At 66.1% G+C, this 13,329-nt stretch carries 11 protein-coding genes; 6 read left to right on the top strand and 5 right to left on the bottom strand.

Annotation, left to right across the window (positions count from 1 at the left end; all coding sequences use genetic code 11):
* Window positions 1–27: 27 nt before the first annotated feature.
* Genes BSF38_RS19360 through BSF38_RS19345 form a run of 4 tightly spaced genes read left to right on the top strand, consistent with a single transcriptional unit; the run spans window position 28 to window position 4,144 of the window.
* On the top strand, window positions 28–1,311 hold the full coding sequence (locus BSF38_RS19360; protein WP_083713085.1) for an efflux RND transporter periplasmic adaptor subunit: 1,284 nt from the start codon (window positions 28–30) through the stop codon (window positions 1,309–1,311).
* Entirely contained in the window at window positions 1,308–2,048 is a 741-nt protein-coding gene (locus BSF38_RS19355) for an ABC transporter ATP-binding protein (RefSeq protein ID WP_076348376.1), read from the top strand. The genes BSF38_RS19360 and BSF38_RS19355 overlap by 4 nt, the downstream gene beginning before the upstream one ends.
* A gap of 10 nt (window positions 2,049–2,058) precedes the next feature.
* Window positions 2,059–3,273: an ABC transporter permease gene (locus BSF38_RS19350; protein WP_237170525.1), complete on the top strand. Its 1,215-nt coding sequence runs from the start codon at window positions 2,059–2,061 to the stop codon at window positions 3,271–3,273.
* A gap of 13 nt (window positions 3,274–3,286) precedes the next feature.
* Window positions 3,287–4,144 (top strand): FkbM family methyltransferase, encoded by an 858-nt coding sequence (locus BSF38_RS19345; protein WP_076348372.1) that lies wholly within the window; start codon window positions 3,287–3,289, stop codon window positions 4,142–4,144.
* Window positions 4,145–4,177: 33 nt separating this feature from the next.
* Here the strand turns inward: BSF38_RS19345 and BSF38_RS19340 are convergent, their stop codons facing one another.
* The 5 genes from BSF38_RS19340 to BSF38_RS19320 form a co-directional block, all read right to left on the bottom strand.
* Window positions 4,178–4,867 carry an HAD-IA family hydrolase gene (locus BSF38_RS19340; protein WP_210405623.1) on the bottom strand — a complete coding sequence of 230 codons (690 nt, stop codon included), beginning with the start codon at window positions 4,865–4,867 and terminating at the stop codon, window positions 4,178–4,180.
* Between the two features lie 37 nt (window positions 4,868–4,904).
* Entirely contained in the window at window positions 4,905–6,485 is a 1,581-nt protein-coding gene (locus tag BSF38_RS19335; protein WP_076348370.1) for an alpha/beta hydrolase-fold protein, read from the bottom strand.
* 66 nt (window positions 6,486–6,551) lie between these two features.
* The gene (locus BSF38_RS19330; protein WP_076348368.1) at window positions 6,552–7,139 is read right to left on the bottom strand and encodes a hypothetical protein; all 588 of its coding nucleotides are present in this window, start codon (window positions 7,137–7,139) and stop codon (window positions 6,552–6,554) included.
* Window positions 7,140–7,164: 25 nt separating this feature from the next.
* Window positions 7,165–8,760 carry an extracellular solute-binding protein gene (locus tag BSF38_RS19325; protein ID WP_076348366.1) on the bottom strand — a complete coding sequence of 532 codons (1,596 nt, stop codon included), beginning with the start codon at window positions 8,758–8,760 and terminating at the stop codon, window positions 7,165–7,167.
* A gap of 217 nt (window positions 8,761–8,977) precedes the next feature.
* Window positions 8,978–9,664: a hypothetical protein gene (locus BSF38_RS19320; RefSeq protein WP_076348364.1), complete on the bottom strand. Its 687-nt coding sequence runs from the start codon at window positions 9,662–9,664 to the stop codon at window positions 8,978–8,980.
* Window positions 9,665–10,470: 806 nt separating this feature from the next.
* On the opposite strand from BSF38_RS19320, the gene BSF38_RS19315 reads away from it, so the two are divergent.
* Complete coding sequence (locus BSF38_RS19315) at window positions 10,471–11,844, top strand: dipeptidase (RefSeq protein WP_076348362.1); 1,374 nt, start codon at window positions 10,471–10,473, stop codon at window positions 11,842–11,844.
* Window positions 11,845–11,986: 142 nt separating this feature from the next.
* Window positions 11,987–13,273 (top strand): serine--tRNA ligase, encoded by a 1,287-nt coding sequence (serS, locus tag BSF38_RS19310; RefSeq protein ID WP_076348360.1) that lies wholly within the window; start codon window positions 11,987–11,989, stop codon window positions 13,271–13,273.
* The last annotated feature ends 56 nt before the right edge of the window (window positions 13,274–13,329 follow it).

The following is a 13,329-nucleotide window of genomic DNA, read 5'->3' as shown; positions in this document are numbered from 1 at the left end:
GGCGGGATCGACGCTCGGGAGGAGCGAATGCTTCGGTTCATAGCATGGCTTGGATTGGTCGGCTCCCTCATAGCCGCCGTGACTATCGCCAAGATCCACCGTGATCCCGGATCGATCGTGGTCGACTGGCGGGTCGTCAAGGAACCACCGATCGAGGTGCGGGTCGAGTCGCCGTCGCGAGGCCGGATCGCCCGCAAGATCACCGCGCCCGGGGTCGTCGAGCCGGTCGAAGAGGTGAAAATCGGCTCCCAGATGCTGGGGCGGGTCGTCGCGGTCAACGTCAAGGAAGGCGACGTCGTCAAGGCGAGCGACGTGCTCGTGAAGCTCGACGACACCGACTCCAACGCTCGGCTTCTCTCCTCCCAGGCCCGATTCGATCGGCTCCGCGCGGCGATCACTCAGGCCGAGGACGACCTGGCGAAGGCCAACCGCGACGAGGCTCAGCACGGGCGGCTCGCCGGCAGGGGATATTCGACGCCGACGGAGTTGGCCGACGCCCGGACGCACGTTCACAAAGCCGAGGCCGCGCTCCAGATGAGCCGGCGCGAGTTGCTTGAGAGCGAGGCCCTGAAGACGATCAGTCTTGAGGAAGTGAAACGCACCGAGATCCGGGCCCCCATCGACGGGGTCGTGGCCGGTCTGTCGGTCCGGGTCGGCGAGGTGGTGATCGCAGGAACGATGAACCTGCCGGGGACCATCATGATGACGATCACCGATCCGACTCGCATGCGGGTGAGCGCCGACGTCGAGGAATCCGACATCCCCTTGGTGCAACCTGGCCAGGCGTCGCACGTCTACCTCCAGTCCGACGGGCGCACCGCGTTCGAGGGGGTCGTCGAGAAGATCACCGCGAAGGGAAGGAAGTCTGGCGAGTCGGTCGGCTTCGAGACCCAAGTCCGGGTCGACCACCCTCCCCCTTCCCTACGCGCCGGCATGTCGGCCACGGTCGAGATCGAGGTGAGCCGAACGGCCGATGCGCTGGGGGTCCCCTCCCACGCCGTGGTGCATCGCAGGCGCAAGGATCTCCCCAACACGCCCGCCGTGCGCGCCTGGGCCGAGCGGAACACTCGTTCGCCGGGCGAGAGGGCGCGCGACGCGGAATCGCGCTACGTCAAGGTCGCCTTCGTGGTCGAGGGAGGAGTGGCTCGCGCCCGGCCTGTCGAGCTGGGGCTCACTGACGAATTCCGCGTGGAGATCCTCGCGGGCGTAACAGCCGGAGAGCAGGTCGTCGTCGCGCCCTTCCGCGCCCTCGACCAGCTCACGGACGGTCAATCCGTGCACGTTGTGAGCGACGCCGAGGACTCGTTATGACGCCCTCTCCCGAGCCGGTCATCCACCTCGAACAGATTACCAAGGAATACCGGATGGGCGAGGAGACCGTCCGAGCCCTCCGGGGGGTCGACCTGCGCATCGCCCCGAACGAGCTGATCGCGATCATGGGCCCTTCGGGGTCGGGCAAGTCGACTCTCATGAACATCCTGGGGTGTCTCGACACGCCCAACTCGGGACGCTACTGGCTGGAAGGCCACGACGTCGCCAGGCTCTCGCAGTCGCAACTCGCACGGGTCCGGGGCGATCGGATCGGGTTCGTCTTCCAGACCTTCGAACTGTTGCCCCGCCAATCCGCCCTGCGCAACGTCGAGCTTCCGTTGATCTATGCCGGCGCCAGGGATCGTCGCGAGCGGGCCGTCGAGGCCCTCAGGCGGGTCGGTCTGGGCGATAGGATGGAGCACCGGCCAGCGCAGTTGTCGGGCGGCCAGCGCCAGCGCGTCGCGATAGCACGGGCTCTCGTCCACCGCCCGTCGATCCTCCTCGCGGACGAGCCCACAGGGAACCTCGACACCCAGACCGGCGACCAGATCCTCCGGCTCTTCACCGCCCTGCACGCCCAGGGGCAGACGATCGTGATCGTGACCCACGAGCCCGACGTCGCCGCGCGCTGCCGTCGCGTGGTGCGGGTCCGCGACGGCCGGGTCGAGTTCGATGCGGCGAACGTCGGCCCGGCGCTCGAACGCCCCCGAGCCCACGTATTCAGTCTTCAACCATAGAAGAACCATCATGTTTATGTTCAAGAACTTCCCGATCGCCATGGAACAGCTCTGGGCCAGCAAGTCGAGATCGCTGCTGACAATGGTCGGGATGGTCATCGCCGTCGCGTCCACGATCACCGTGGTCAGCGTGGTCCTGGGATTCTCCCGCTACGTGGCCGAGTTCCTGAAAGGGTGGGGCACCAACGCGGTCTGGGTCGCGCCCGAGCGTCCGGCCGGCGAGGCGGGGCGGACGCTCGGGCGCGCCGAACTCGACATCCGCGACGTCGAGAGCGTCAAAGAACGGTGCGAGGCCCTGCGCCTGGTCTCGCCCAACACCCGGCAAAGCGCGGTCTCCGTCCGGTACGGCAGGGACGAGGTGAATGCGCCTCTGGAAGGGGTGTCGGTCGAGTATCACGCGATCCGGAAGTTCGAGGTCGAGACCGGGCGGCCGTTCGCCGTGGTCGACATCGAACAGTCGCACCAGGTCTGCCTCGTCGGCCACGAGGTCCTGCGCAAGCTCAGCGTCGACGAGGAATTGGTCGGGCAGTCGCTCCTGCTGGACGGCCGCCGGTTCCAGGTCATCGGCATCCTGAAGGAGAAAGGGGCGCTCATCGGCACGAGTCAGGACGATCTCGTCCTGGTCCCCTACACGATGGCGTTGAAGATGTACCCCTCGCAACGGCGGAAATTGGCCTTCGTGGCGACGGCGACCTCCGAGGATCAGGTGCCCGAGGCCCGGGCCCAGATCACCAACCTCCTCCGACGACGCCACGGCCTGGAGGCGCACCAGCCGAACGACTTCAGCATCAGGACCCAGGACGAGATCCTCGAGGCGTTCAACGCCATCAGCCTGGCGGCCACCGCGATGCTGGCTGGGATCGTCGGCATTTCGTTGCTCGTCAGCGGCATCGGGATCATGAACATGATGCTCGTCAGCGTCACGGAGCGGACCCGAGAGATCGGTTTGCGAAAAGCCGTCGGGGCGGGCCGGCGCGACATCCTGGCGCAGTTCCTGGCCGAGGCCGTGACGCTGAGCATCCTCGGCGGAGGCATCGGAGTCGCGCTCGGATTCTGCCTCTGCGCCCTGGCGAGCCAGCACCCGAAGATGGTCGACGTGGTCGTGCCGTGGTGGGCGGTCGCCCTGGGATTCGGGATCTCGGCCGGTACGGGAACGGTCTTCGGCCTGCTCCCCGCCGTCAAGGCCGCTCTGCTCAATCCCATCGACGCCCTGCGTCACGAATAGGAGGAGGATCGAGATGAAAGTTCGCCTGCCCAACGGCCTGAGCATCTATGCACCCAACAGGATCGATGCCAGGTTCTTGTATCACGAGATCTTCGTGCAGAATTGTTACCTCCGACGTGGCATCGAGCTCGGCGAAGGTGCGACAGTCTTCGACGTGGGGGCGAACATCGGGATGTTCGACGTGTTCCTCGCGCAGGTCGTGCGGGACTTCACCCTCTACGCCTTCGAACCCATCCCCGAGACCTTCGACCTGCTACGGCTGAACACCAATCGCTTCGCCGACAAGGCCAAACTCTTCAACATGGGCCTCTCCGACCACGCCGGTGAGGCGACCTTCACCCGGTATCCCCGGGCCTCCGCCCTGGCCACCTGCTCTCCTGGCCACATTCCAAAGCTGCGGGCCGCCCGCAACGACTTCGTCGCGAGAAGACGTCCCCAGCAAGCCGGAGATATCGGACGACGAGTCGGCGAATGGCCTCGATCGGTCCTCGCGAAGATGCTCGACTTCTATTTTTTCTCGGGGGAAGAGACGGTCCAATGCCAACTACAAACAATAAGTCACATCATAAACCTGCATAGTGTCGAGTCGATCGACTTGCTCAAGATCGACGTCGAGAACAGCGAGTGGGAAGTGCTGGAAGGAGTGAGCGAAGCGGACTGGGGCAAGATCAAGCAGGTTGTGCTGGAGGTTCACGACATCGACGGCCGATTGCAGCGCATCCTCAAGCGTCTCGATCAGCATGGCTTCGAGGTCGTCGCCGACCAGGAAGAGTGGAGCAGCGGCTTCGGCATCTTCAACGTCTACGCCAGGCAGCGCGCCGCCCCGGTCGGCTCATGTCGGACGCAGGGCGGACGACGCGACGCCGAGTAGCGCCGAGGTCTCAAATACGCGGCTGGTTCTGATTTAGTCGAGCACGTCGAACGGCGCAGCCTCCAGATTCGCGGCCGTCCAGTCGGCGCCGGCGGCCATGAGGAATTCGGCGGCGAATGAGGTCGTCAGGCCCAGGCACCGCGCGCCAGCGGCCCGAGCGGCGGCGACGCCCGAGACGGCGTCTTCGACCACCAAGCAGGCGCGCGGGTCGAGGCCCAGGCGGCGGGCGGCTTCGAGGAAGATGTCGGGGGCTGGTTTCTTGTTGATCACATCCTCGCCGACGACGATGGCCTGGAAGCTCGACGCCGGCAGGTGGATCTCCTTGAGGTTCCCCTCGACCTTCATCCGGTCGGCGCTCGACGCGACGGCCGTCTTCAGGCCCCGGCGGCGGCACTCGGTCAGGAACCGCTCGACGCCGGGCAACGCTTCGAGTCGGCCGGCGATCAGGTCGAGGTAGATCGCGTACGTCCGCACCTTGTCGCGGGGCATGTCGAGCGTCACGCCCCGCGCTTCGGCCACACCGCCGAGGAACCGGTCTTCGCCCGTGCCGATGAACGGCCGGAACTCTTCCGGGATGACCGTGACGCCCTTCTCGGCGAACATTTTCACCGCCGCCGCCGCGATGAACGGCTCCGATTCGAGCAGAACGCCGTCCATGTCGAAGATCACCCCGGCGATCGGGAACGCCGAGGTCTTCGGCCCAGTCGAATCGGAATCGGTCACGCGTGAAACTCCGTCATGCCAACGAACACATAAGCGATCAACGATCCTTGAGCAGCGGCGCGACGGCGGCTTTCATGCCTTGATCGATCCGCTCGGCGAGGTCGGCGTTGAGGATGTTGCTGTGGTCCTTGTCGGGGATGATCTCGATGTCGGCGTCGCTGCCGAGCTTCGCCTGCGACTCCTTGAGGAGCTTGACGGCGCCGTCGAGGTAGAAGGTGTCGAGCGAGCCGGTGATGACGTGGAGCTTGCCGGCGAGCTTGGGCTTGAGGGTCGGCCAGTTGCGTTCGAGGACGAGCCGGATGTCGTAGGCTTCCCAGGTCTTGGCCGTCTCGGGGTCGATCACGCCGGTCTTGCGATCCCAGAGCTTGCGCGGCTGGCCGTCGACGGCCTTAGGGCTGAAAACGGCCTCGAACGAGCCGAGCTGGCCGCCGTAACCCATCACGGCTTCCATCTTCGAGAAGCTGTCGTAGAACAGGAACGGCTTCGTCCCCATCCGGGCGACGGGCCGGCGCTCGCCTTGCGGGTCGCGGAAAGCGTTCTCGCCGGATCGATAGAGGTCGATCCGCTGAAAGTCGCGGAAATCGACCGGGTCGGGGCTGGTCGACCACACGCCGCCAAACGTGTCGGGATACGTCACCTGGAGCCAGAGGCTGCTCCAGCCGCCCGACGAGTGGCCGTTGAGCAGCCGCGCGCGGGGGTCGGCGATCAGCGGGAAGGTCTTTTCTAGGTACGGAATGAACTCCTCGATCAGCGCTTTACCGCGCGGACCGTTGTTGGCGCTGTCGGCGAAGACGTGGTGGCCGGTCCCGCAATCGGCGTTGAGCACGATGCGGACCATGTCGTTGGCGAAGTTCATCCCGGGCGATTGTAGATATCGGGGAGCCGAGTGGTGGTCGCCGCCGAAGCCGGTGATCGTGTACACCGTCGGCAGCTTGCCCGTGGTCGGAGCCTTGGGAAGTATCACCGCGGCCTGATGCTTGATCGGCCGGCCGAAAAAGGCCGAGAGGATCGGGCTGGGGCACTCCGCTAGTTTGATCCGGTCGGTCTCCTGAAAAGGCTTCGGCGGCACGATCTGGTCGACAGTCAACTTGATCGAATCGGAGGCTTTCGCCGGTGACGTGAACTCGACGATCGGCCCGAACAGGTTCCCTTCGCCCGTGCCGATCTCGGCCGTATCGGGATTGAGCCGCACGACGGCCTGAGCGCGGTAGGCGCCGGCTTCAAGCTGGCTGAGAGGCGCGGGGAAGCCGTCCGATTCGGCGTCGATGTGAACCGAATCGCCGGGCTTCCAGTCCTTGACGTCGCGAGCGAAGAACGGCTCGGGGCGGAACCAGTTCGGCCCGGTCCTCGGGTCGACTTTCGATCCCTGCCGCCCGAGCATCACATAGACCCGCGCGGAGATCGACTTGCCCTCGGCTACCTTCGCCGGGTAGTCGACCGAGAATTCGATCCCCGAAAGGGCCTGCACCACCTTCGAAGCTTCGGCCTTCCTGGAAGCCTCCGGGGGGGCGACCTGCGCCCAGACTGGCGCCGCGCACAAAGCCGTCAACAGGGCGGCGCCCAGGAGGCTCGCTCCGAGGCGTGGGTTCCAGGCTCGTTCGTCGCGATCGTGAATCATGGGGACCGTCTCGCTCGGGTTTCGGGAAGTAAGGCGGACCGGGGACGTTGTCGACGCGTCCCAGTTTCACCCGCCGGCCAGCTCGGGAACAGGGAGCAGAGGGTGATCGGCGAGGATCGAGGCGATCGACAACGGGGCGACGGGCTCGAAGAACCGCGAGGCCAACCGCGCCGAACTCATGACGCATTCTTTCTCGATGACATAATAAATATTGTACTGCTCGATCATCGCGTTGAGCGGCTGGAGGTCGTGCTTGGCGACCTGCCGCAGCCAGCGGTCGTTGAAGCGTTGGACGCTGGCGACGAGGTCGCGGGCGATCGTCCGCCGCTGACGCGTCGGCGCGGCGGATGCGGCCCATTGCGGCGGGTCGGCCTGGCTCAGGGTCCAGAGGACGTCGATCGAGGCGCGGAAGGCGTCGTTCCCGTCGTCGGGGCCGACGGCCGCGCGCGACCACTGGCGGAGGCGGACGTGGACCATGTCGAGCATCCCGGCGCGTTGCAGGCGGCAGCGGTTGTGCAGACCGCTCAGGGCGTACTCCATGTCTTGCCCCCGGCGCGCGAACGCGGGGGCGTCGAACATGCCCATCAGCTCCCGAACGTCGCGGTCGGTCGCGAGGTTCGGGCCCGGGTCGTCGGCGGCTTCTCGTTCGCTCATGGGATTCACGCGCCCGACCGCATCGTCACTTGCCCCGGTCCGGCGGCTGGGGGAGGGTCGCCAGGGTGTTGAGGCTGCGACGGTAGTGCCAGAGCTGGCGCTTCGGACCGAGCGCCTGAGTTCGGGCCGACCAGGCCGCCGCGACTTCGTGGAGGGCCGCCTCGGGCGCTTTGCCGCCGAGGGCCGTGGCCCGGCCTTTCGATAGGTCGTCGAGATAGCCTTCCGCCTGGGGAATGCGGAGCCCGGGAAGCACCCGCAGGGCCATCAGGCTCTGGCTGACCGCGTCGGACCAGAGCCGGGCGTCGACGTCCGGGGCGGAGGTCGGGTCGGGCGGCCCCTGCCCCATCTGGCTCGATCGGACCGGCGCCATCGGGAAGTCGCGCTCGGCGCGGAGCCGGGTGGAGACGTCGGGCCCCGCCAGGTAGCGGACCAGGTCGAGCGCGGCGGCCTTCTTGGCGGTTTCCAGCCCGCCGCGCACGCCGATCAGCCAGCCGCCGCCGACCGGCAGATAGGCCGGCTTGTTGAGGGATTCGGCGGTCTCCCAGACCTTGCGAAGTGGCTCATACACCCGCTCCGAGCCCGGCAGCGCCGCGACGCCGATCGGCTTGCCCTCCGCGTTCGCCCAGTCGCCGGCCCGCTCGGCCCGGTCGATAAGGAGAGCCGCCTTGCCCTCGCGGAATGCCTTGCGGGCGGCGGCCGCGTCGAACGATTCGGCCCCCGGCGGCCCTAGGGTCTTCCACGAGGCGACGGCACCGAGCGCCTCGACGAATGGCGGCGAGTCGACTCGCGGAGTCATATCGTCGGCGTCGAACAGGAACGAGTACTGGTCGCGGTGCTGGCCCAGACCGGCCGCCCGGGCCAGGAACGTGGCGTCGGCGACCCCTTCGGCGTCGGTGCCCAGGGGGGCGGCCAGGCCGAAGTCGGGCTTGCCGTCGCCGTTCCAGTCGCGCCCCTGAAAGAACCGCGCCAAGACGTCGAGCTGAGCCCAGGTCTTGGGGGCTTCGAGCGTCAGCCCTTGCTCCCTCGCCGCTTTCTGGTTGGCCGCCGAGGTGAAGGCGTCGCGGCGATAGGCCAGCACCAGGACGGTCCCGCCCAGGGGTAGCGCATACCGTTCGGTCCCGTACTTGGCGATCTGATCGCGGAAGACCGGTGCCAGGTCGTCGTTCTTGAACGTGTCCTCGGGCGTCTCGTCGGTCGACTCGTTGCGGGCGTTGGGCCTCGATGGGTCGGTTTTCGGCGCGGGAGGGAGCACGACGGCGTTGGGGATCTTGTCCAGGAGTTCGCGATCAACGAGTTCGCCGAACGCCTGACCGGGGAAGACGATCAGGTCGACGTCGCCGATGGTCGCGAGGTCGCGGATCGGGTCCAAGGCGATCGTCAACTCGGCCTGGCGCGAGGCCGCCCACTCGCCGCGGGCGGCCGTGACGCCCGCCAGGATGGCCGGATCGCCGACGACGCCGAGGTTCAGCTTCACCCCCGGGAAGGTCGGGGGACCGACCGGTTTCTCGGCCTCCGGCGTCGAACAGCCGGCGAACTGGCCGACCGTCAAGGCGACCAACACCCACCACGCCCAGGCCGACCGGCCGCAATCACAGACGCTCCATGCACCCCGCAACCGCATTCCAAGTCTCCACGTTCCAGGCGACCGCCCCCGGCCGAACTTCCCGACGGCAGGCCGGCGCGACGTGGAATTCATGGTACGTGACGCCGGCTCCCCGGGTCAAACGCCGAGGACGATAGAGCGACGCGCAAAAAAGAACGGGGCGGCATCAAAATGATGCGTCGCCCCGTGCGATAAGGGGGAGTCGATCCTCGGCGCCCAGCGTGCGGACTCAGGTTCAGTGGTCGTCGATTCCCAGCCGGTAGAGCAGCTCGTCGAACTCGTCGCGGTGCTCGTCGTCGGTCGAGTGCAGGTGCTCGGCCTCGGAGATGAACTTGAGCGTGTCGTCGCGACGGAGGCCGTACTGCTTGAGGATCTCCTCGAACGGATCGAGGTCGTGGGCGTAGACGAAGAGGAGCTTGTGCTCGTCGAACTGGACTTCCATCGGCCCGCCCGGGTTGAGGGCGGCGAGGCCGGTGCAGCCGTCGTTCATCAAGAGCGACTCGTAGTCGTAAAGCGTGCTCTTGAGAATGACCGTGTCCATGTGCTCGCGGTACATGTCGGAGTGTGAGCCGGGCTCGGAGTCGTGGCTTGACTCCATGACGACGTCGACCACCTCGCCGAGCGGGTCGAGCAGGTCCATGAAGACGTCGAACAGGCGGTCGGCCGACACCGAGGCGGCGAGCACCGGCATTTTGTTGCCGGACTCGGGGTCGCAGTAAACGTCGCGACGGTAACCCTCGCGAGGGATGACGTCGAGACCGATCGACGGCCGCACGGCCTCGGTCAGTGAGAAGCTTCCGTAGCGTCCGACGCGGAGATGGGCGTCAAGCTGTTCCTGGCTCAAGTCGTCGAAACTGGTGCGGGGCATGCGAGTAGGATTGTTACGAAGCACACGCTCAAGGAAGCGCTGGATAAAGCTCATTGGAAAGGACCCCTCCTATACCGCATCGAACAAAGGGAATGTTTCGCTGAACGTCCTCGGCTGCCGCGCCAAGCGGTCTCGGGTTTCAAGGCCCGAGCCAAACCATCCCAGGAATCCGCTTGACACCGCGCCCAAAGGGAGCCGAAACCCACCCCGGGGACGGTCGCCTTTCCATTGGCAACGCTTCACTCGCCGCACTAGTTCAATATACCATGCGTGACACGCGTTTTTCGCCCAAGCCGCCGCTCTTACTGAAACGCCTCTCGGGCTACAATCGACCCACGCCGACAACTCCTCAAATCCTCCCTGACCGCTCCGCCAACCCCAATTCCTTCAGCCGTGCGGGTTGCTACTGCAATTTCGATACCACCCTCATGAATCGGCTTCGGAAAACCGTCGCCCGGCCTCTTTCCACAGAAACTTGAGTCAAGTTTTGGAAAATATGGGCTCTGCCGGAGAGAAGTCAACCGTACAAGAAGGGAGGAATCATTTTGTAATCCTTGCCGGTGCTGATACAAGTCCGGCGCTTCAAAACTACGCGTTGTGGTGACGCGAGACAACTTGCACTCGCGACCCCTCCCGGTCAGCGTCCCCTTGCCGGAGATAACGGCCCGGCCGCCTGGGGTGTGACGACCGTTGAGAAGGTTCACCGAAGCCGTTTCCGGCGAGCGACGATAGAGGCGTCGCTCCGTCGTAAGGGGGGTGTTATACTGGACGTTTCGCCCAGCGAGATGCATGCGGGCGCGACGGTTCAACCTCGGCTCAGCCGCGCGGCGCGGCGTGAGGATCGGGAAAGGTGGTCGTTCATGGGTCGGGATCGGATCGACGCATATCTGGAAGCACATCGCGGTGATTTCGAGGAACAGCTCAAGGAACTTATCCGGATACCCAGCGTCAGCGCCCAGCCGGACCACGACGCCGACACCCGGCTCGCCGCCCAGTTCGTCCACGACGACCTCGCCGCCATGGGCCTGAACGCCCAGATCATCCCGACCAAGCGACACCCGATCGTCTACGCCGAATGGCTGGGGGCCAAGGGGAAGCCGACGGTCCTGATCTACGGCCATTACGACGTTCAGCCTCCCGAGCCGCTCGAACCCTGGAACTCGCCGCCGTTCGAACCGACCGTTCGCGACGGCAACCTCTATGCGCGCGGGGCCACCGACGATAAGGGGCAAATGTTCACCCACCTGAAGGCCGTCGAAGCCTGGCTCAAGGCCGAGGGCTCGCTGCCGGTGAACGTCAAGTTCCTGATCGAGGGCGAAGAAGAGATCGGCGGGGCCAACCTGGAGACCTACGTCGCCGAGAACCACGCGAAGCTCGCCTGCGACTACGCCGTGATCTCCGACAGCAGCCAGTTCGCGCCCGGCATGCCGGCGATCACCTACGGCCTGAAGGGCCTGGCCTACTTCGAGATCCACGTCCAGGGGGCGAATCGCGACCTGCACTCGGGAACCTACGGCGGCGCGGTGGCCAATCCGCTCAACGCGCTGGCGACGATCCTCGCCAGCCTGAAAGGTCCCGACGGCAAGATCGCCATCCCTGGATTTTACGACGCCGTCAAGCCGCTCGAAGACTGGGAACGCGCTGAGTTCAAGAAGCTGCCGTTCTCGGAGGCCGAATTCCAGGCCGACCTGAATGTCGGCGAACTCGTCGGCGAGGCCGGCTACACGACTCTTGAACGCAAGTGGGCCCGGCCCACCTGCGACGTCAACGGCATCTGGGGAGGCTACGCGGGGGCCGGGCCCAAGACGGTCCTCCCCTGCAAGGCGGGCGCGAAGTTCAGCTTCCGGCTCGTCCCCGATCAGGACCCCAAGACGGTCGAGGCCCTGCTCCGCAAGCATCTTGAAGCGGTCAAGCCGCCAGGCGTGACGGTCGAGCTGAACGTCTCGCAGGGCGCGCCGGCGGTCCTGGTGAACGTCGACAGTCCAGGCGTCCACGCCGCCGCCCGGGCCATCGAGCAGGGCTTCGGGGTCAAGCCCGTATTCATCCGCGAAGGGGGCTCGATCCCGGTCGTCGGCCTGCTCAAGCGCAACCTGAACATCGACACGCTGCTCCTGGGATGGGGGCAGAACGACGACAACCTGCACGGCCCCAACGAGAAGTTCTCGCTGGCCGACTTCCATCGAGGGATCAAGTCCAGCGCGTACCTCCTTGAGGAGCTGGCCCGGCCGTCGTGATCCGTCGGCCCGACGCCGCGCATCTCGGCACGACCCAAGACGACCCGATCTTCGATTCCGACCCGCCCACGAGGCGACGCACCGTGAGCCCCGGTCGTTCCCCGGCCCAAAAGGCCGCCGGGGCTCGTTCAAGGAAACCGCCATGCTCGACCTGAAATACGTCATCGCCAACATCGACGCGGTCCGACAGAACTGCCGCAACCGCAACGTCCCGGCCGACGTGCTCGACGACATCGACCGGATCGCCGATCTTGAAGCCGACCGCAAGCAGGTACTCTCCGCCGTCGAGGACGTCCGCCGCCGCCAGAACGAGGTGGCCCAGTCGACCGGCAAGGAGAAAGACCCCGCGCGGCGGTCCGAGCTGATCGAGGTCGGCAAGCGGCTCAAGACCGACGTCGTCGACCAGGAGGAGCAGCTCCGCCGGCTCGACGACGAGATCAAGCAGCGGCTGCGGCGCATCCCCAACCTGACCCATCCCAGCGCCCCGGTCGGCCAGACCGAGGACGACAGCGTCGAAATCCGCAAGGTCGGCGCCCCGCGCGCCTTCGACTTCCCGGTCAAGGACCACGTCGAGCTGGGCAAGAGCCTCGACCTGATCGACTTCGAGACCGGCGGCAAGGTCGCCGGCGCCGGGTTCTACTACCTCAAGAACGACGCCGTGCTGCTCGACCTGGCGCTCCAGCAGTTCGCGCTCCGAAAATTGATCGATCGCGGATTCACGCCCATCACCACACCCGACCTCGCCCGTAATAGTATCCTGGAGGGAGTCGGCTTCACGCCTCGCGGCGAGGAGACCCAGGTCTATTCGATCGAGGATAGCGACCTCAGCCTGGTCGGCACCGCGGAGATCACGCTCGGGGGCATGCTCGCCGACGAGCTGCTCGACGAGTCGGCGCTGCCGATCAAGTACGTCGGTCTGTCGCACTGTTTCCGGACCGAGGCGGGTGCCGCCGGCCGGGCGAGCCGGGGGCTCTACCGGGTCCACCAGTTCACCAAGGTCGAGATGTTCGCGTTCTCGACCCCGGAGCAGTCGGACGACATCCATAAGGAGATGCTGGCGATCGAAGAGGAGATCTTCCAGACGCTCGGGATTCCGTACGTCGTGCTCGACATCGCCACCGGCGACCTGGGGGGGCCGGCGTACCGCAAGTTCGACCTCGAAGCCTGGATGCCGGGACGCGGCGAGCATGGCGAATACGGCGAGGTCACCAGCACGTCGGATTGCACCGATTACCAGGCCCGAAGGCTCAACATCCGGTATCGGCCGACCGGGCAGAAGGGGACGCGGTTCGTGCACACGCTCAACGGCACGGCCGTCGCCGTCAGCCGGGCCTTGATCGCGGTGATCGAGAACTACCAGCGCGCCGACGGCCGGATCGACGTCCCCGAGGCGCTTCGCCCCTGGATCGGCAAGGACGTCATCGGCTGATCGCGGTCGAGTCGCGATCCAGAAACGCCGAAGTTTGGAACCAACGGAGTATTGTA

The sequence above is a fragment of the Paludisphaera borealis genome, from assembly GCF_001956985.1.
GTDB lineage: Bacteria > Planctomycetota > Planctomycetia > Isosphaerales > Isosphaeraceae > Paludisphaera > Paludisphaera borealis.
This window is presented reverse-complemented; position numbering and strand designations above follow the sequence as displayed.